Here is an 18,541-nt window from a genome sequence, read left to right as displayed (position 1 = left end):
CCCCCTTCTACGCCTTCAGTGATCCTGCCGTGACGACGGTACGACGACGGCTCAGGGTGAAGCTCAGCAGCAGCGCCACGAGCAGCACCATGCCCTTGCCGAAGTCCTGCGTGTAGTACGGCAGTCCCTTCATGGTGAAGCCGGACACCATGACGGCGATGAGCACCGCGCCGAGCGCCGTCCCCCACGCGTTCGGCCGGCCGATGCCCAGCACCGAGACGCCGACGAGCGCGACGGCGACGGCGTCGAGCAGCAGCGAGTTGCCCGCCGAGACGTCACCCTGGCCGATCCGGGCCGCCAGCAGCAACCCGGCCACCGACGCGAGCACGCCACAGGACACGTACGCCAGCGTCCGGTAGAGCTGCACCCGGATGCCGACCAGCCGCGCCGCGTCGGGGTTGGCGCCGACGGCGTACAGCGCGCGTCCGTAGCGGGTGTGCTCGAGGACGAACCACAGGATGATCGTGAGCAGCACGAACAGGATCAGCGGGACGGGGACGGGCCCGATCTCGCCGCGGTCCAGCCAGAGGAAGCCCTCGGTGAACCGGCCCGGCGCGGTGGTGCCGTCGTCGAGGGTCATCCGCGACGAGATCGACCGGCCGTCGACGATGATCAGCTTCAGCCCCATGATCACGAACATCGTGGTCAGCGTGGCCAGCAGGTCCGGGATCCGGGCGACGACGACCAGCAGGGCGTTAAGCGCCCCGATCAGCGCGCCGCCGAGCAGCACGACGCCGACGGCGACCCCGCCGACCTGGTTGCCCACCACCATCGTCCACGCGGCCATCGACACCGCGAACCCGGCGGCGGCGCCGACGGACAGGTCGATGCCGCCGATCGTCATCGCCATCATGACGCCGAGTCCGGCGATGCCGGTCGGGGCGGCGTACTTGAGCATGGAGAAGATCGAGTCGGCGTCGCGGAAGTTGGGCTCGGTCGCGGCGAAGTACACGACCAGCAGTACCGTCACGGCGACGAACCCCCACCGGACGACGACGGCGAAGAGGCGGTCTCTCATCCCTGGGCTCCCGGTTGTCCGAGGAACGCCGCGACGACGTCGTCGTGGCTCACCTCGTCGATGTAGGCGTCGAGGCTGACGCGGCCCTCGACGAGGACGACGACGCGGTCGGCGACCTCGAGCGCCTCGTCGACGTCGGACGTGCAGACGACGGCGGCCGCACCACCGTGCGCCAGCTCGCCGACGGCGGCCGCGATGTCGCGGCGGGCGCCGAGGTCGACACCGCGGAACGGCTCGTCCAGGACGATCAGCGCGGGCGCCGCGCCGAGCCAGCGGCCGACGACGACCTTCTGCTGGTTGCCGCCGGACAGCTCGTCGACCAGCGCGTGCGGGCCGGGCCCGCGGACGTCCAGCGCCGCGATGACCTGGGCCGCGCGGCCGGCCTCGGCGCGACGCGACAGGACGCCGGCCCACCGGCTCAGCTCGGCGAGGAAGGGCGCGGAGACGTTGCGGGCCAGCGTCCAGCCGGGGAACAGGCCCTGGGCACGGCGGTCCTCCGGGACGAGGACGACGCCGGCGGCGATGGCCGCGGCCGGGTCACGCGGCGCGTACGGCCGCCCGGCGAGGGTGAGCGTGCCGTCGCCGGCGACGGGCCTCGCACCGGCGAGCGTCTCGGCCAGCTCGGTCTTGCCGGCGCCGATCAGCCCGAGGACGGCAAGCACCTCGCCGCGCCGGACGTCGAGATCGACCGGCGGCGCGTCCGGCAGCAGCGCGACGCCACGGACGGTCGCGGCGGGCGTGCCGTCGCCGCGGCGCACCGCCCGCCGGGCGAGGTCGAGCTCGATCTCACGGCCCAGCATCGCCCGCAGGATCGCCGCCCAGTCGAACGTCGGCGCGTCCCGGGTGACGTCCAGCTTCACGGTGCCGTCGCGGAGCACGACGACACGGTCGGCCAGCGACTCCACCTCGCCGAACCGGTGCGACACGTAGACGATCGCCAGGCCGTCGTCGCGCAACGTCCGGAGCAGGTCGAACAGCCGGCTCGCCTCGCGCGCCGTCAGCGTCGACGTCGGCTCGTCGAGGATCAGCAGCCGCGGCCGCCGATGCAGCACCCGGGCCAGCACCAGCAGCTGCGCGTCACTGATGGCGAGGTCGCCGGCGTCGGCGCGCAGCACGGCGTCGGACCAGTCCAGTCCCAGGGTGGCGAGCACGGGACGGGCGCGGCGCAGCGTGTCGCCCCTCGTGACGACCCGCCGGGCCGCGCCGCCGGCCAACTCGTCGAGCAGCAGGTTCTCCGCGACCGACAGGCCGGGGACGACGCCGTCGGCGACGTTCTGGTGCACCGTCGCGACGCCGAGCCGCCCGGCCTGGACCGGGCTGCTCAGCGCGACGTCGGCGCCGTCGACGCGGACCGCCCCCGGGTGTTCCGGCTTGAGCCCCGAGAGCACCTTGATCAGCGTCGACTTGCCGGCGCCGTTCGCGCCGAGCAGACCGGTGATCTGTCCTCCGTGCAGGGCGAGGTCGACGTCGCGCAGGACGGTCGTCGGCCCGTAGGCGGCTCCGACGCCGGCCAGCTCGACGACCGCCGCCGTCTCCGTCCGCGCCGTCGTCACGACGAGACGGCGACCAGCCAGTCGCTCACCGACACGTCGTCGAGCAGCAGCGTCGGCTCGGCGTCGCGGAGCTGGGCGACATTGGTGATCGAGTTCTCGCGCAGGAAGTCCTGGGTGATGGTGACGGCCGGGAACTCGACGGCGTTGCTGTCCAGCTCGCCGGCCAGCTCCAGCGCGAGCGTCCGCACGACGGCGGCTCCGACGGCGGCCGGGTCGGTGGCCGAGGTCGCGACCCACGGGCTGCCCTCGGCCGTCATGACCTCGATGTCGGCGTTGGAGATGTCGATGCCGTAGACCTTGACGGAGTCCTGCAGGCCGTTCTGGATGACGGCCTGGGTGGCGCCCTTGGTGATCTCGTCGTACGGCGCGAAGATCGCCTGCACGTCCGGGTCGGCCCGCAGCGCGGCGTCGACCAGCGGGATGTTGTCCGACAGCGTCGACTCGGTGACGGTGCCGGTCGAGAACACCTGGTCCAGCCCGTGGTCGGTGACGTACTGCTGCCACACGACGGCCCTGCGGTCCAGGGGCGCGAACCCCTCGGCCGAGACGTAGCCGACCTGGGCGCCCTCGCCGACGTCGGTGATCAGCTGATCGAGGACGCCCTCGGCCATCGATGCGTCTGACTGCGACGTGACGACGACGCCGGTGGTGTCGTTCAGCGCGAGGTCGTAGATGACGACGGGGATCCCGGCGTCGGCGGCCTCGTGGATCAGCGGCTCGACAGCGTCGGTCTGCCCGTGGTCGACGATGATCGCGTCGGGCCGGCCGGCGATCGCCTGCTCCAGGTCGGTCGAGTGCCGGGCGTTGTCGTTGCGCGCGTCGGTGACGGTGAGCTCGATGTTCAGCGCCTCGGCCTGGGCCTGCGCGCCGGCGCCCCAGGCCTCGAAGTAGTCGCCGGCGCCGCTCTGCCGCACGAGCGCGACCTGCACCGGGTCGGCGTCGAACGGCGCCGGCAGGTCGGCGGCCGGCTGCTCCGGCGCCGTGGTGTTCGCACCCGCCGGCGTCGTGTCGCCGGTGCCGCCGTCGCCCGAGTCCTGGGAACACGCGGCCATCGCCAGCGCGGTCGAGGTGACGGCGGCGAACAGCAGCACTCGGCGACGTGCGGACATCGGCGTTTCCTCTCGGTCCCTCGGTCGTCCCCCGACGACCGATTCCATAGGGGACCAGTATGCTTAACGTCCGCCTTTCGGACGAATTTGCCCACGATCCGAGACGACCCTCGCGCCCACCGCCCTCGCCGCCACCCGACCGAGAAGTTGATCTTGGAGTTCTTCGGGTATCAATCGGGCATTCCGGACCGCAAAGCCGAACAACTCCAAGATCAACGCGGGTTGGGGGTCAGGGAGTCGAGGGGGAGGTGGACGAGGGCGTCCGGCACCGTCCCGCCGGAGGCGAGCGCCGCGACCTCGTCCGCCGACGCAGCGCGGCCGAGCAGCCAGACGTCGTCGAGGTCGCCGACGAGCTGGTTGGCGGCATCGGGCCGCTGGCCGAGGTGCAGCCCGACGGTCGCGTCGGTGGTGACGGAGCCCGCGACCGGCCCGGCCGACGCGGCCAGGACGCCGTCGACGTAGAGGGCGAGACCCTCCGCGCCGCGGGTGAGCGCGACGTGGTGCCACGCGCCGTCGGCGAACGAGCCGGGCGCGGACAGCGTGCCGGCACCCAGGTCGGTGTCGACGAGCGCGCGGATGCGGTTGCTGCCCGGCTCCAGCCGGATCCACCACTGCGACCGCCCGCTGCCGGTGTTGTACGCCCACAGCAGCGCCTGATCGGCGGCGGTGCCGGTGCGGAACCAGCCGGCCGCGGTGAACGGGCCGTCGCCGACGTCGAGGGGTTCGCTGCGCGGGACGGCGACGTGATCGCCGGCGGCCGCGAGCCGCAGGGCGCTGCCGACCGCGCCGTCGGCCACCACCGCCGGCGCGCCGCCGACGACCCCGTCGCGCCCGCCACCCGACGCGTCGGAGGTGGTCACGACGGGCGCCAGCCCGCGGTCGAGCTGTGCCTGCGGGACGCGCGCGAAGGTGATCCGCTCGTACGCCCCGGCGTCGCCGTTCTCGTACAGCACGCCGAGCGTCCGCCCGCCTGCCTCGACGACGTCGGAGTACGCGGCCGGCCCGTCGTGGAGCACCAGTCCATCGGTCCACGTCGCGCCGGCGTCGGGGCTGTAGCGCAGTTGCAGCGTCCGCCGCGCCGCCGGATTCGCCGGCCCGGAGTAGACCAGCCGGTCGCCGAGACGCGGCAGCCGAAGCACCGACCCCTGGACGACCGGGGTGACGATGCTCGGCTCGAGCTCGTAGGGCGCGTCGAACGTCTCGCCGCCGTCGCTGCTGGTGGTCACCGCGCGGGTGCCGACGCCGGTGCCGTTCTGGTCGCGGGCGTTGAAGTACAGCGTGCCGTCGGACAGCTCGGTGACGGTGTTCTCGTTCGGGTTCACGATCCCGGTCAGCGGCGTGTCGATGTCGCCCAGCCGCCAGGTCAGGCCGCCGTCGTCGCTGTAGAGGGAGTGCGCGCCGTAGTACTTCGCCTCCTGCCCGGTGTCGGACGAGCCGGGCGCCGGGCTGGTCGAGTGGTTCGCCGCCGCGACCAGCCGGCCGCGGTGCTCGCCGTGCTCGAGCGCGATCGCGTGCACCGGCCCGGTCGCGTACCAGCGCCACTCCGGCAGCTTCGTGGCGGCGGTGAGGTCGCGCGCGGCCGACCAGCTGGCACCGTCGTCGGCGCTGCGCTGGACGAAGACGCGACGGCTCTGCTCGGGCGTGACCTCGCCGCGCATGATGGCGGCCTCGCTGGCGTCGCCCGCGTTGTGGGTGCTGAGCAGCACGATGTCGCCGGTCGCGGGGTCGACGACAGGCGTCGGGTTGCCGAAGACGTTCGGGCCGTTGTCGCCGACCACCTGCAGCGGGCCCCACGTGCGGCCGTTGTCGTGCGAGCGGCGCAGCACCAGGTCGATGTCGCCGGTGTCGCCACCGCCGCCAACCCGGCCCTCGGCGAACGCCAGCAGCGTGCCGGCCTCGGAGCGGACGATCGCGGGGATGCGGAACGTGTCGTAACCCTCGGTGCCGGACTCGAAGACGACGGTCTGCCGGACGGAGGCCGGTGGAGCGGCGTCAGCGGGGTCCTGAGCTGCAAGGACACCAGCCGGCAGGGCAAGCGAGAGGGCTAGGACGACGGGCGGGCGCATGCGGTCCTCCTTCGTCGGGGAGAATCCATCCCACATCACATATCGGATATGTGTCAAGAATGTGTCGGACCCATTGACGGATAGTCGTCCGACTTGTTCGATATCCGACATGACGGACCTCACGCGGCGAGCGGCACTCATCCTGGCGGCGGCAACCGGCCCGGCGGCGTGGGCCGCCTCGACGCAAACGAGTGTGTCGGCGCCCGCCCCTAGGGTGGGCCCCACCCGGGCCGGGAGGGGTTCACCCACCACCACCCCACTCGACGACGGCGTTCCGGCCGGCAGCGCCTCGGCGGGCCCGGCGGGCGGTGCGGCGACGTGGCAGCGGCTGCCCGACGTCCCGGCGAATCCGACCGACTGGCACGACGCGATCCCGGTCGGCGAGCCGTACTGGACGCAACTCGGCCTGGCCGGCCCGATCGCCGGCGCGCACGGCGACCACCTGATCGTCGCCGGCGGGGCGAACTTCCCGGAGCCGGCCCTGACCGCGACCCGGGCCAACACGCTCGGCAAGGTGTACTGGACCGACGCGTTCGTCTACGACCGCCGCACCGAACGCTGGCGCGACGCCGGCCGGCTCCCCGATGCCGTGGGCTACGCGGCGACCGTCAGCACCGGCGACGGCGTCCTGGTCATCGGCGGCGAGGGCTACCGCGGCGGCCCCGGCGGCACGCTGCAGCGCCCGGCGGAGAAGTTCGCCGACGTCTACTGGCTGCGCTGGGACACGGAGCGCGGGCGGCTCGAGCGGGTGGAGCTACCGCCGCTCCCCCGGCCGATGTCCTACGCCGTCGCCGGCATCGTCGACGGCGTCGTCCACGTCGCCGAGGGCGGGGACTTCGTCGCGCTTGACCTGGACCACCCGGACCGCGGCTGGTCGACACTGCCGCGCTGGCCGGGCGACCCGCGCACCGTCGCCGTCGGCGCCGCCCAGGACGGCCGGTTCTTCCTGCTCAGCGGCCGGGCCCAGCACGCCGACAAGTCCTGGACGTTCTACCGCGACGCCTACGCGTACTCGCCACGACGGCGCCGCTGGGACCGCGTCGCCGACCTGCCGTGGTGCGTCACCGCCGGCCTCGCGCACCCCGTCGGCCGGACCGGGCTGGTCGTCGTCGGCGGCGACAAGGACATCGACCGCTGGAACCTCATCGAGCACCACGTCGCGCTGCGGGCCGCGGCACCGCCCGGGTCGGCGGAGTGGCAGCGGCAGAACGACATCGTGACCTGGATCTACGACCACCACACCGGCTTCAACGGCGAACTCCTGCGCTACGACACCCGCCGCGACCGCTGGAGCGTCGACGGCTGGTTCCCCGGCCCGCCGCCGGCCACCACCCCCGCCGTGAACTGGGATGGCGATCTGGTCGTCGCGAGCGGCGAGGTCGGCCCCGGCATCCGCACCCCGCGGGTCTGGCAGGCACAGTTCTGAGTCGCGACGCACGACGGGGCCGGCTCGCGCCAGCCCCGTTCGCTCCCCTGCGGCTCGCCCGCTACCTCAGTAGCGCGACGAACTGGTGCAGGGCGACACCCAGAATCGAGAGCGTTGCGATGACCTCGATGAGCAACTTCCGCAGATCGCCGGAGATCTCTCCAGGACCTCGGTGTGCTCACGCAGCTTTCGCAGCCTGCTCAGCATCGATCGCTCTCGCCTGTTGTTGTGGGCCACTCGAATGCCTTCCTGAGTGCTGAGGGCACCGGTGAACCGCTCTAACAGTCCGCCCGGTAGCCCATCTCTGGACTACGCCGGGCGAATTCCCGATGTAGTTAGCCGACGATCATGACATTCGGACAATCAGCCCGTCAACGGCTACCATGGCAGTGGCTGGAGGAGGTGCTCTAACACCGCTGATCCCGGCCAAGCCTCGGTGCGTGCTGTTGTGGCCGCGCGCCGGGGCTTCTTCTATGCGGTCAGGTAGCCGACGGCGTAGGCGGCGAGCCAGTGCTCGACCATGTAGTCGCCGCCGACGACGTAGGGCAGGCCGGCCCCGGCGTGCACCGCGGCCGACGCCGTCAGGGCACCCGCCGCCGCGGACCCGTCCGGGAGGGCGTCCGCGACCGCCACCATTGACCACGCGCGGCTGAGGTTCAGCCCGGCCAGGTGCGCCAGCTGCCCGTCCGACGGGTCCGAGACGGTGACCGGCGCGAACAGGACGCCCGGCGACGACGACGCGGCGCTGGGCAGGAACCGCCCGAACCAGACCGCGAACTCGTCGGCGGGCAGCACCCGGGCCACCAGCTCGGCCTCGGCCAGCGCCGGCGACAGGAAGTCGCTCCCGGACGGCTCGTAGTGGGCCGGGTAGTCGGTGTCGTCGAGATACCAGCGGCGGACGGCGTCGTCGATAGCGGCCCGCAGCTCACCGTCCGCCCAGTCGTACGAGCGCAGCAGCCCGAACGCCGAGTTCGGGTGCAGCCCGCCGCGCACCGCGTAGGTCTGCGCCGGCAGCCAGGCCACCAGGTTCGCCGTCAGCACGTCGGCCAACGGCCGCACCGCCGCCGACCACGCCCGCCCGTCAGGGTCACCGGACCACGACGACAGCTCGTGCGCGAGCGTCAGCAGCCAGCCCCAGCCGTACGGCCGCTCCCGGTTGCGCCCCGACCCGGACGCGAAGAACTCGGCCTCCCGCGCCAGGTGCGACGGCGTCAGGTGCGTGCCGAGCGCGTCGCGTGCCGCGGCCGCCAGGGCCGGGGGCAGCGCGTCACCGGCCAGCCGGAGCAGCCGGACCAGCACCCAGTGCATCTCGACCGCCGAGTGCCAGTCGAGCGACCCATAGAACGCCGGATGCTGGTCGCGGTGCCGCGGATACGGCCCCGGCTCGACCGCGTAGATGATCGGCAGGTGCGGGTACTCGCGGTCGATGCAGCTCAGCGCGGTCCGGGCGTAGTCGGCGGCGTTGGCGTGCAGGACGTCCAGGCGGACGGTCATCCAGCCGCTCCCTCGGGGTCCAGCGGGGCGCCGTCGCCCGACGACGGCAGGTCGCCGCGCTCGACCGGCGCGCCGTCGCCGTCCGGAACGGCCTCGAACAGCTCGGCCAGCTCGTCCGCCGAGGGCGGGTGCGCACCCTCGGCCGCGGCCCGCAGCGTGTCCTCGTCGGCCACGTCCGCACCGGCCGACAACGTCACCGCGACACCGTCGTGCACGGCGACGCACTCGCGCTGGTCGCCGGCGACCACGCAGCCGGTGCCGGTGCCGCCGCGCGGGTCGGTGGTGAGCATCGCGACGCCGCCGTCCGCCGACACGTAGGCGGCGCTGAACCCGGCCTCGCCGGACACCCCGACCGACTGCGAGGCGGGCTCGAAGCCGTCCAGCGAGACCGCGTAGACGGCCTCGGGATCGACACCGATCGAGGCCGCCCGGGAGGCCAGCTCCTCGCCGGACGCGGGCTCACCCGACTCCGACCCACACGCCGGCACAGCGAACAGCGCCACGACCAACACCCAGCGCAACACCTTCACGCCGGCCATGCTCTCAAGCGAACGGCCCGGGCCCCCGCGCAGGGGACCCGGGCCGTTGCCCGAACAGTTGAACTCAGTGGCCGTGACCGTGGCCGTGGCCGCCCTCGGGCTCGAGGTTCTCGGGCTTGTCGACCACGAGGACCTCGGTGGTGAGCAGGAGGCTCGCGATCGACGCCGCGTTGGCGACCGCGGAACGGGTCACCTTGACGGGGTCGAGGACGCCCTGCGCGATGAGGTCGCCGTACTCGCCGGTGGCCGCGTTGTAGCCGTGGCCCGGCGTGCCGTTCTCGACGTTGGCCACGATGACGTAGCCGTTCTCGCCGGCGTTCTCGGCGATCCACCGCAGCGGCTCGACCAGCGCGCCGCGCACGATGGCGGCACCGGTGGCCTCGTCGCCGGACAGGTCGAGCGCGTCGATGGCCGAGCGGACGTGCACCAGGGCCGCGCCGCCGCCGGAGACGATGCCTTCCTCGATGGCCGCGCGGGTGGCCGACACGGCGTCCTCGATGCGGTGCTTGCGCTCCTTGAGCTCGACCTCGGTGGCCGCGCCGACCTTGATGACGCCGACGCCGCCGGCCAGCTTGGCCAGCCGCTCCTGCAGCTTCTCGCGGTCCCAGTCGGAGTCGGTGTTCTCGATCTCCGCGCGGATCTGCCCGACCCGGCCGTCGATGTCGGCCTGCGCGCCGCCGCCGTCGACGACGGTGGTGTCGTCCTTGGTGACGACGATGCGGCGAGCCGTGCCGAGCACCTCGAGCCCGACCTGGTCGAGCTTGAGGCCGACCTCCTCGGCCACGACCTGCGCGCCGGTGAGGACGGCGAGGTCCTGCAGGATCGCCTTGCGGCGGTCGCCGAAGCCGGGCGCCTTGACGGCGACCGAGGTGAAGGTGCCGCGGATCTTGTTGACGACGAGCGTCGACAGCGCCTCGCCGTCGACGTCCTCGGCGACGATCAGCAGCGCCTTGCCGGACTGCACGACCTTCTCGAGCAGCGGCAGCAGGTCGCTGACCGAGGAGATCTTGTTCTGGTGGATCAGGATGTAGGCGTCCTCGAGGACGGCCTCCTGACGCTCCTGGTCGGTGACGAAGTACGGGCTGAGGTAGCCCTTGTCGAACTGCATGCCCTCGGTGAACTCGAGTTCGGTGCCGAAGGTCTGCGACTCGTCGACGGTGATGACGCCGTCCTTGCCGACCTTGTCGAACGCGTCGGCGATGACCTCGCCGATGGTGGGGTCCTGCGCGGAGATGGCGGCGACCGCGGCGATCTCGGACTTCTCGTCGACCGGGCGGGCCGACTCGACCAGCCGGGCGCGGACGGCCTCGACGGCCAGGTCGATGCCCCGCTTGATGCCCAGCGGCGAGGCGCCGGCGGCGACGGACTTCAGGCCGCGCTGCACCATGGCCTGCGCGAGCACCGTCGCCGTCGTGGTGCCGTCACCGGCGACGTCGTTGGTCTTCGTGGCGACTTCCTTGGCCAGCTGCGCGCCGAGGTTCTCGTGCGGGTCCTCCAGCTCGACCTCACGGGCGATGGTGACGCCGTCGTTGGTGATGGTGGGAGAACCGAACTTCTTGTCGAGGACGACGTTGCGACCCTTGGGGCCGAGCGTCACCTTGACGGTGTTCGCGAGGGCGTCGACACCGCGCTCCAGGCGCCGGCGAGCGTCCTCGTCGAACTCGAGGATCTTGGGCATGGGGAACCGGTCCCTTTCGATGTCTTGCTAGAACGTGGAACGCCCCGACCCGGAGCCCGGCGAGCGGGTCGGGTCAGGGCGTCAGCGCGTCACTTCTGGACGATCGCCAGAACGTCGCGGCCGGAGAGGATGAGCAGCTCCTCGCCGCCGTACTTCACCTCGGTGCCGCCGTACTTCGAGTAGAGCACCACGTCGCCGACCTTGACGTCGAGCGGGATGCGCTTCTCGCCTTCGTCGTCCCAGCGGCCCTCGCCGACGGCGACGACCTCGCCCTCCTGGGGCTTCTCCTTGGCGGTGTCAGGGATGACGAGCCCGGACGCCGTGGTCTGCTCCGCTTCGAGCGGCTTGACCACGATGCGGTCCTCGAGTGGCTTGATGGAGACCGACACTTGTCTGACCTCCCCTTTCGCGGGATGTCACGATGCTTGCTTGTGGACCGGTCGCATGCCGCCGTCGTCGCGGGTGCCGGCGACTCGACCGTTGGCACTCTCATGGTGAGGGTGCCAGTCCTCAAGTTAGCACTCGGTCGAGATGAGTGCTAGTCCGCACCTGGTGAGAGGCTGACCGCCGTGCAGACGGCCACGTTCGACGCGCTCCGGACCCCGGCCGGCGCCGCGTTGCTGGCGCAGGCGTCGGCGGCGTACGGACGCGAGGACGAGTTCGCGCTGGGCACCCGGCTGCGACGAGAACACCAGCCCGACCTGGTGGCGGCCGCGTTGACGCAGGCCCGGCTGCGGGCGCGGGCCGTGGACAAGTTCGCGCCGGCCGACGCGGCCCGGATGTTCTTCACGGTGGACGGCTACGAGCAGGCGACGCGGGTCGCGGTGGCCCGGCACCGGGCCGCGCGGCTCGCGGGGGCGCTCGGCCCCGGCGCGGCCGTCGCCGACCTGTGCTGCGGCATCGGCGGCGACCTCGTCGAGTTGGGCCGGGCCGGGCTGACGGTGACGGGGATCGAGGCGGACGAGCTGACGGCGGCTGTGGCGGCGGCCAACGTCGCCGCGCTGGGGGTGGCCGCCCAGGTCGTGCGGGCGGACGCGACGACGGTGGACCGGGCGGCGTACGCGGCGGTCGTCTGCGACCCGGCCCGCCGCGGTGGGCGTGGCCGGGTGTTCGACCCGGACGCGTACCGGCCGCCGTGGTCGTTCGTGCTGGAGCTGCTGGCGCGGACGGCGTGCGTCAAGGTCGCGCCCGGCCTGCCGCACGAGCGGATCCCCGGCGGCGTCGAGGCCGAGTGGGTGTCCGAGCGCGGCGAGGTCAAGGAGGCCGCGCTCTGGTCCGGCGGGCTCGCCGGTGACGGTGTCGAGCGACGGGCGACGCTGCTGCCCTCGGGCGCCACGCTCACCGACCGCGACGACCCGGGGCCGGTCGTGCGGCCGCTGGGCGGCTACCTCTACGAGCCGGACGGCGCCGTGATCCGGGCCGGCCTGGTCACGGCGGCGGCCGCGCGGATCGGCGGCGGGCTGCTGGACCCGTCCATCGCCTACGTGACCGCCGACGCCGCAGCCGACACCCCGTTCGCCCGCGGCTACCGCGTTCTCGACACGCTGCCGTACGACGTCAAGGCGCTGCGCCGGTACGTCCGCGAGCAGGGCATCGGCGTGCTGACGGTGAAGAAGCGCGGCGTCGGCGTCGAGCCGGAGAAGCTGCGGGCGGCGGTCCGGCCGCGCGGTGAGAGGTCCGCGACCTTCGTCGTCACCCGGGTGGCCGGCGCGGCGACGGTGCTCGTGGCCGACCCGCTCTGAGATCCTGGCGGACATGGCGGGCAAGCAGAGCGCGGGGATCCTGCTCCACCGGGCCGGGCCGCACGGAGTCGAGGTGCTGCTCGGTCACATGGGCGGGCCGTTCTGGGCGAAGAAGGACGCCGGCGCGTGGTCGCTGCCGAAGGGCGAGTACGACGACACCGAGACCCCCGAGGCGGCCGCGCGGCGCGAGTTCACCGAGGAGCTGGGGCTGCCGGTGCCGGACGGCGAACTGGTCGAGCTGGGCACGGTCAAGCAGTCGGGCGGCAAGACGGTGACGGCGTGGGCGCTGCGCGGCGACCTCGACCCCGGCGCCGTCGTGCCGGGCACGTTCGAGCTGGAGTGGCCGCCGCGCTCCGGCCGCATCCAGGAGTTCCCCGAGGTCGACCGGGTCGAGTGGTTCCCGCTCGACGTAGCCCGCGAGAAGATCGTCAAGGCGCAGGCCACGTTCCTCGACCGGCTGGGCGACGTCCTCTGAACGAGGCTCCTCGGCCCGTCGACCTGGAGTTCGCCGGGGCCGGCCCAAGAACCGGCAGCGGTCAGGGGGACGGGGGAAGTGCGGGCACAGCCCCGCCCGGGCGTGCCGTTCGCCGGGCCTTCGCTGCACCGTGCGCCAGTCCGCGCCGGTCAGTGCGACGGTTGCCCGTGACTTCGGCGCACCGGCTCACTGCCGCACTGGCGCCCACGTGCTGAGATTTGCCTCGGGTTTGGGAGCCATCGCTAGGCGTTCTTGCGCTTCACCAGGCATGCATGCCGAGTGGAGCACGAGAAGTCCTAGTGATGTACACGATCCTGGATGATCATCACGCTCCGCGACACCCACGAACCGCGCATCACAGGTCGAGGCGTGCCCAGACTCCCCCGGCCGCTACAACGGCGAACCTGCGCACCCGGCGAACGGCACACCAGGCGGTAGGACGTGCGCAGGCATCCTCGACGCGATCATCCCGGGGGGTGGTGGCGGGCGACCCCGGCCACCAGGCGGTCGACGTGGTTGCCGTAGACGGCGTCGACGCCGGTGGCGAGGAGGCGGTCGATGGCCGAGCGGCTCTGCGCGTCCCAGCCGAACGCGTGCACGCCCACCTCGTGGAACAGGTTCACGTAGATCGGCGTCCAGTCCAGCCAGTGCAGGTTCACCGCGTCGATGCCGCGCGCGGCCAGCGTGCGGGCCCGGCCGCGGACGCCGTCCTGCAGGCGGCTCACCCGGGTGGAGTCGACCAGCCGGACGTCGGAGGCCAGGGCCCGCCAGCGCGTCACGACGTCGAGCGACGGGTGGCAGAGCCAGGTCCGCGCCGGCTCGCCGCCGGCCCGGACCGCCTCGACCACCGGCTCGAACGCGGCCGGGTCCTTGACGTCCAGCGACAGCTCGAAGCCCGTGCCGCAGGCGGCGTACAGCTCGGCCAGCGACGGCACGTGGGACGGCAGCTCCGACCGCGGCACCTCCGACATCGGCCGGCGCCGGAACCGCGGCCCCACGACGCCGTCGTGGTCCAGCACGACCACGCCGTCGGCCGTCACCCAGGCATCGCTCTCGAGGCCCGTCGCCCCCATGCGCAGCGCCAGCTCGAACGCCGGCAGGGTGTTCTCGCGCTCCCGCGCCATGGCGCCACGGTGCGCGAACGTGATGGGCGGGACCCTCGGGACGGTCATCGGGTGCATCCTCTCAAGTCTTGTCACGGCATGGTCATGCTGCGAGGATTGGATCTTGAGCCAGCCCGCTCACCGTATGCCCACGCCCGACGCTGGCCGCGCCGGGTGCGAGTCGTCCCCGCCGGGCAAGAGCCCGTGACTCGCACTCGTGGGCGAAGCGATGCCTCTTGTCAAGAGGCTCCCGGTTTCACTCCGCAAAAGGCATGAGATTGGGCATTCCGTAATTACCGGAAGGCGTGTAACACTTCCGGACATGCAGATCCCTTTCACATCGTCCGACCACAGCAGCCTGGGCGTGGAATGGGAACTGCAGTTGGTCGATCCCGAGACCCGCGAGCTGACCTCCGGCGCGATCGAGATCCTCGAGGAGATCCGCCCGGCCGGCGCCGAGGAGCACCCCAAGGCCAAGCACGAGTTGCTGCAATCGACCATCGAGGTCGTGACCGGGGTGTGCCAGACGGTCGGCGAGGCCAAGGCCGACCTCGCCGAGACCGTGCGAACGGTGGCCAAGGCGGCCGACCGCCGCGGGCTGGCGCTGATGTGCGCCGGCACCCACCCGATCACCAACTGGAACAGCCAGAAGATCAGCCCGAAGCCACGGTACGAGCAACTCGTCGAGAACCTGCAGTGGCTCGCCCGCCGACTGCAGATCTTCGGCGTCCATGTCCACGTCGGCGTGCGCTCACCGGAGAAAGTCATTCCCATTGTCAACGCGCTGACGTCGTACGTGCCGCATTTCCTGGCCCTGTCCGCGTCGTCGCCGTACTGGGTCGGCCACGACACCGGGCTCGCCTCGTCCCGCAGCAAGGTGTTCGAGGCCCTGCCCACGGCCGGGCTGCCGTACCAGCTGTCCGGCTGGGACCAGTTCGAGAGCTACATGGGGACGCTGATCTCGACCCGCACCATCGACTCCGTCCGCGAGGTGTGGTGGGACATCCGCCCGCACCCCGACTTCGGCACCGTCGAACTGCGCATCTGCGACGGCATGCCCACGCTGGACGAGGTGGGCGCCGTCGCCGCGCTGGCCCAGTGCCTCGTCGAGCGGCTCGACCGCGAGATCGACCGCGGCTACCGGCTGCCGTCGCCGAAGAACTGGGTGGTCCGCGAGAACAAGTGGCGCGCGGCCCGGTTCGGCCTGGACGCCGAGATCATCGTCGACGACCAGGACACGGTCGTACCCGTGCGCAGGGCTTTGCTGGATTTGGCCGACGAACTCATGCCCATTGCCCGTAGACTGTCCTGCACCGCAGAGCTCGCCGGCATCGAACGCATTGTGGCGCAAGGGGCGAGCTATCAGCGGCAACGGACAATTGCAGAGGCGAACGGCGGTGATTTGACCAAGGTCGTCGACAGCCTCTTGGAAGAGATGGCAACGGGGTTGTGACCGAGTGACCTACGACTGGCTTGCGAGCTGGCTCGATCTTCATACCGACGAACTCACGGCGCTGCGCCGCATGCTGCACGCGCGGCCTGAGCTCGGCCTGAACGAGCACCAGACCACCGACCTCCTCGTCCGGCAGCTGACGATGTCCGGCCTCGAGCCGCGGGTGCTCCCGCGCGGCACCGGCGTGGTCGTCGACGTCGGCACCGGCTCGCGCACCATCGCGCTGCGCGCCGACATCGACGCCCTGCCGCTCCCGGACCTCAAGGACGTCCCCTACCGCTCCACCGTCGACGGCGTCTGCCACGCCTGCGGCCACGACGCGCACACCGTCATGGCGCTCGGCGCGGCCATGGCGCTCGCGAAGGTGCCGCAGCTGCCCGGCCGCGTGCGGGTGATCTTCCAGCCCGGCGAAGAGATCATGGCCGGCGCCCGCGAGGTCATCGCGGCCGGCGCCCTGGAAGGCGTCGAGCGCGCGTTCGCGCTGCACTGCGACCCGCGGCTACCGGTCGGCCAGGTCGGCATGCGGTCCGGGCCCATCACGGCGGCCTGCGACCTCGTCGAGGTGCGCGTCAGCGGTCCCGGCGGCCACACCGCGCGGCCGCAGCTGACCGTCGACACCGTCGACACCCTCTCCCGCATCGCCGTCGACGCACCGGCGCTGCTGGCCCGGCAGATCGACATCCGCGCCGGCTTCTCGCTGGTGTGGGGGTCGATCCAGGCCGGTGGCCCGCCCAACGCCATTCCGTCCGAGGGTGTCCTGCGCGGCACCGTCCGGGTGCTCGACCACGCGGCCTGGGCCGACGCCGAGAAGTACGTGCGCGCCGTCGTCCGCGACATCGCGCACCCGAGCGGCGCCCGGGTCGAGATCGACTACGAGCGTGGCGTGCCGCCGGTGGTGAACGACGAGGCCAGCGTGACGCTGATGCGCCAGGCGGTCGCCACCGAGCTGGGCCCGCACGCCGTCACCGGCACCTCGACCAGCATGGGCGGCGAGGACTTCGCCTGGTACGGCGAGCACGTGCCGCTGGCGCTGGCCCGCATCGGCGTGCACGGCAGCGCGCTGCCGAAGATGGGCGACCTCCACCAGGGCGACTTCGACATCGACGAGAAGGCGCTGGCCTACGGCGTGCGGGTGTTCGTCAGCACGGCGCTGGCCGCGCTGGCGTCGTCGCGCTGAGGCCGTCTCAGCCGGGGCAGCCCTGCTGGGCGGCGCCGTCGACCGGAACCGGCAGGGTGCCGCGGGCCGGTGAGGTGCCGGCCAGCACCTCGGCCAGCGCGCGGAACGCGCCGGGTGTCCGTCCGTACAGCGCGAGCTTCACGGGCGCGTCGCTGGCGCCCAGCGCGTACGGGCGGTCCAGCGCGACCACGACGTCGCCGGAGCCCGGCTCCGTCCCGCCGAGCAGCCGCACCGTGGTCGGCGCGTTGGCGTCGGTCGTGAGCCCGGCGGCCGCCGCGGCCTCGTCGAACCTGACGCGGTCGGCCTCCTCGCCGCCGACGACGCGGATGGCGCCGTCGACCAGCGGGCCCTCGCAGGCGCCGGCGACGACCGTGACCCCGCCCAGCGACGCCTCGTAGGACAGCTCCTCGTGCGAGCCGACGGCGGCCGGGTCGGGCGCCGGGCCGGCGGCCTCGTGCAGCATCAGCGCGACGCCGCGGATGGCGGCCTCGGCCAGCCGGTCCGCGGGCAGCTCGCCGCTCGCCACCGCGTCGACGATCGCGGTGTGCGCCGACCCGACGTCGGCCGGCATCAGCACGACGTCGGCACCGGCGGCGAGCGCCTTCACCGCGGCGGCGCCGGAGCCGTAGCCGTCGCCGATCGCCGCCATGTCCTGCGCGTCGGTGACGACGAGGCCGTCGAAGCCGAGCTCGTCGCGCAGCAGCCCGATCACCGTCGGCGACAGCGAGGACGGCACGCCCGCATCGACGGCCTCTACGTCTATGTGGGCGACCATGATCGCCTCGGCACCGGCCTCGACCGCCGCCTGGAACGGGACGAAGTCGCGGGCCCGCAGCTCGTCCAGGGTCGCCGTCTGCACCGGCAGCTCCTCGTGGCTGTCGGCCGGCACCGAGCCGTGGCCCGGGAAGTGCTTGGACACCGCGAGGATGCCGGACGCCGCGTAGCCGCGCAGCGACGCCTGGATCGTCTCGGCGACGACCTGCGGGTCCGACGACGCCGACCGGGTGCCGATGGTGGGATCGTCCGGACCCGTCGTGACGTCGGCGTCGGGCGCGAACACCATGGTCAGGCCCATCGCTCGCAGCTCCTCGCCGCTGGCCTGCGCGACCTGCGCCGCCAGGTCGGTGTCGCGGGACGCCCCCAGCGTCATGTAGGCGGGGAACTCCGTCGCCGGCGCCTTGATGCGCGCGACCGTCCCGCCCTCCTGGTCGATGCCGATGAGGACGGGATAGCCGCGGTCGCCGCCGGCCTCCTGGATCGCGGCCGTCGCGCCGGTGACCTGCTGCGGCGACTCGACGTTGTCGCCCATGAGGATGACGCCGCCCAGGCCGAGCTCCTCGATCTGGCCGACCGGCGGCTCCAGGCCCGCGTACCGGGCCACGATGACCTGGCCGGCCTGGCGCTCGACCGGCATGTCCGCGACCAGCGCGGCGGCCTGGTCGTACTCGTCCTGGGTGGGCCCCCAGGCCAGCGGCGGCGGGGTCGTGGGGGTCGGCGACGGCGTCGGAGTGGTCGTCGGCGTGCCGGAGCCGGTCGCCTGGGAGCCGTCGTCGGAGCCGGAGCCGGAGTCGCCGTCACCGCCGCCACAGGAGGCCAGCAGGAGCGCCCCGGCGAGGAGGAAGAGCAGTCGCCGCATTTCCGCCAGTCTGCCACGACCGCCGTCCGACCCGTGAGCGAACGGGTGGCGGCGTGGGTCGGGTCACTCGTA

Annotated in this window: 15 protein-coding genes; 5 read left to right on the top strand and 10 right to left on the bottom strand. The window is 72.8% G+C overall.

The genetic code is table 11. The annotated features are described in order from the left end of the window. Positions 1-7: 7 nt before the first annotated feature. From DZA62_RS01965 to DZA62_RS01950, 4 genes are all read right to left on the bottom strand, one after another. Positions 8-1,018, bottom strand: a complete 1,011-nt coding sequence (locus tag DZA62_RS01965; protein WP_116947080.1) for an ABC transporter permease — start codon at positions 1,016-1,018, stop codon at positions 8-10. Then, positions 1,015-2,571 carry a sugar ABC transporter ATP-binding protein gene (locus DZA62_RS01960; protein WP_116947079.1) on the bottom strand — a complete coding sequence of 519 codons (1,557 nt, stop codon included), beginning with the start codon at positions 2,569-2,571 and terminating at the stop codon, positions 1,015-1,017. The genes DZA62_RS01965 and DZA62_RS01960 overlap by 4 nt, the downstream gene beginning before the upstream one ends. Then, the gene (locus tag DZA62_RS01955; RefSeq protein WP_198663320.1) at positions 2,568-3,680 is read right to left on the bottom strand and encodes a substrate-binding domain-containing protein; all 1,113 of its coding nucleotides are present in this window, start codon (positions 3,678-3,680) and stop codon (positions 2,568-2,570) included. Before DZA62_RS01955 ends, DZA62_RS01960 begins: the two co-directional genes overlap by 4 nt. Positions 3,681-3,892: 212 nt before the next feature. Next, a complete protein-coding gene (locus tag DZA62_RS01950) occupies positions 3,893-5,746 on the bottom strand; it encodes a sialidase family protein (RefSeq protein ID WP_198663319.1) in 1,854 nt (617 codons plus the stop codon). 214 nt (positions 5,747-5,960) lie between these two features. Between DZA62_RS01950 and DZA62_RS01945 the strand changes: the two genes are divergently transcribed. After that, positions 5,961-7,172, top strand: coding sequence for a hypothetical protein (locus tag DZA62_RS01945; RefSeq protein ID WP_198663318.1), 1,212 nt, complete (start codon positions 5,961-5,963; stop codon positions 7,170-7,172). Positions 7,173-7,643: 471 nt separating this feature from the next. Here the strand turns inward: DZA62_RS01945 and DZA62_RS01940 are convergent, their stop codons facing one another. The 4 genes from DZA62_RS01940 to groES all read right to left on the bottom strand — a co-directional run bounded on the left by DZA62_RS01940 (position 7,644) and on the right by groES (position 11,272). Then, a complete protein-coding gene (locus tag DZA62_RS01940; protein ID WP_116947076.1) occupies positions 7,644-8,666 on the bottom strand; it encodes a DUF2891 domain-containing protein in 1,023 nt (340 codons plus the stop codon). After that, a complete protein-coding gene (locus DZA62_RS01935; RefSeq protein WP_116947075.1) occupies positions 8,663-9,205 on the bottom strand; it encodes a hypothetical protein in 543 nt (180 codons plus the stop codon). Before DZA62_RS01935 ends, DZA62_RS01940 begins: the two co-directional genes overlap by 4 nt. Positions 9,206-9,269: 64 nt before the next feature. Next, on the bottom strand, positions 9,270-10,883 hold the full coding sequence (groL, locus tag DZA62_RS01930; RefSeq protein WP_116947074.1) for a chaperonin GroEL: 1,614 nt from the start codon (positions 10,881-10,883) through the stop codon (positions 9,270-9,272). Between the two features lie 89 nt (positions 10,884-10,972). Continuing rightward, positions 10,973-11,272 carry a co-chaperone GroES gene (gene groES / locus DZA62_RS01925; RefSeq protein WP_111255010.1) on the bottom strand — a complete coding sequence of 100 codons (300 nt, stop codon included), beginning with the start codon at positions 11,270-11,272 and terminating at the stop codon, positions 10,973-10,975. A 180-nt stretch (positions 11,273-11,452) separates the two neighbouring features. On the opposite strand from groES, the gene DZA62_RS01920 reads away from it, so the two are divergent. Continuing rightward, positions 11,453-12,625, top strand: a complete 1,173-nt coding sequence (locus tag DZA62_RS01920) for a class I SAM-dependent methyltransferase (RefSeq protein WP_116947073.1) — start codon at positions 11,453-11,455, stop codon at positions 12,623-12,625. 13 nt (positions 12,626-12,638) lie between these two features. Further along, positions 12,639-13,100 carry an NUDIX domain-containing protein gene (locus DZA62_RS01915; RefSeq protein WP_116947072.1) on the top strand — a complete coding sequence of 154 codons (462 nt, stop codon included), beginning with the start codon at positions 12,639-12,641 and terminating at the stop codon, positions 13,098-13,100. Positions 13,101-13,564: 464 nt separating this feature from the next. On the opposite strand, the gene DZA62_RS01910 is transcribed toward DZA62_RS01915, so the two are convergent. Beyond that, the gene (locus DZA62_RS01910; RefSeq protein WP_116947071.1) at positions 13,565-14,272 is read right to left on the bottom strand and encodes a glycerophosphodiester phosphodiesterase; all 708 of its coding nucleotides are present in this window, start codon (positions 14,270-14,272) and stop codon (positions 13,565-13,567) included. A gap of 253 nt (positions 14,273-14,525) precedes the next feature. On the opposite strand from DZA62_RS01910, the gene DZA62_RS01905 reads away from it, so the two are divergent. Both DZA62_RS01905 and DZA62_RS01900 read left to right on the top strand, forming a co-directional pair. After that, positions 14,526-15,656: a glutamate--cysteine ligase gene (locus DZA62_RS01905; RefSeq protein ID WP_116947070.1), complete on the top strand. Its 1,131-nt coding sequence runs from the start codon at positions 14,526-14,528 to the stop codon at positions 15,654-15,656. A gap of 4 nt (positions 15,657-15,660) precedes the next feature. Further along, positions 15,661-16,833: an amidohydrolase gene (locus DZA62_RS01900; RefSeq protein WP_232827218.1), complete on the top strand. Its 1,173-nt coding sequence runs from the start codon at positions 15,661-15,663 to the stop codon at positions 16,831-16,833. 7 nt (positions 16,834-16,840) lie between these two features. On the opposite strand, the gene DZA62_RS01895 is transcribed toward DZA62_RS01900, so the two are convergent. After that, positions 16,841-18,469, bottom strand: a complete 1,629-nt coding sequence (locus DZA62_RS01895; RefSeq protein WP_198663317.1) for a glycoside hydrolase family 3 protein — start codon at positions 18,467-18,469, stop codon at positions 16,841-16,843. Between the last annotated feature and the right edge of the window lie 72 nt (positions 18,470-18,541).

Source organism: Jiangella endophytica (assembly GCF_003427025.1).
Taxonomy (GTDB): Bacteria; Actinomycetota; Actinomycetes; order Jiangellales; family Jiangellaceae; genus Jiangella; species Jiangella endophytica.
This window is presented reverse-complemented; position numbering and strand designations above follow the sequence as displayed.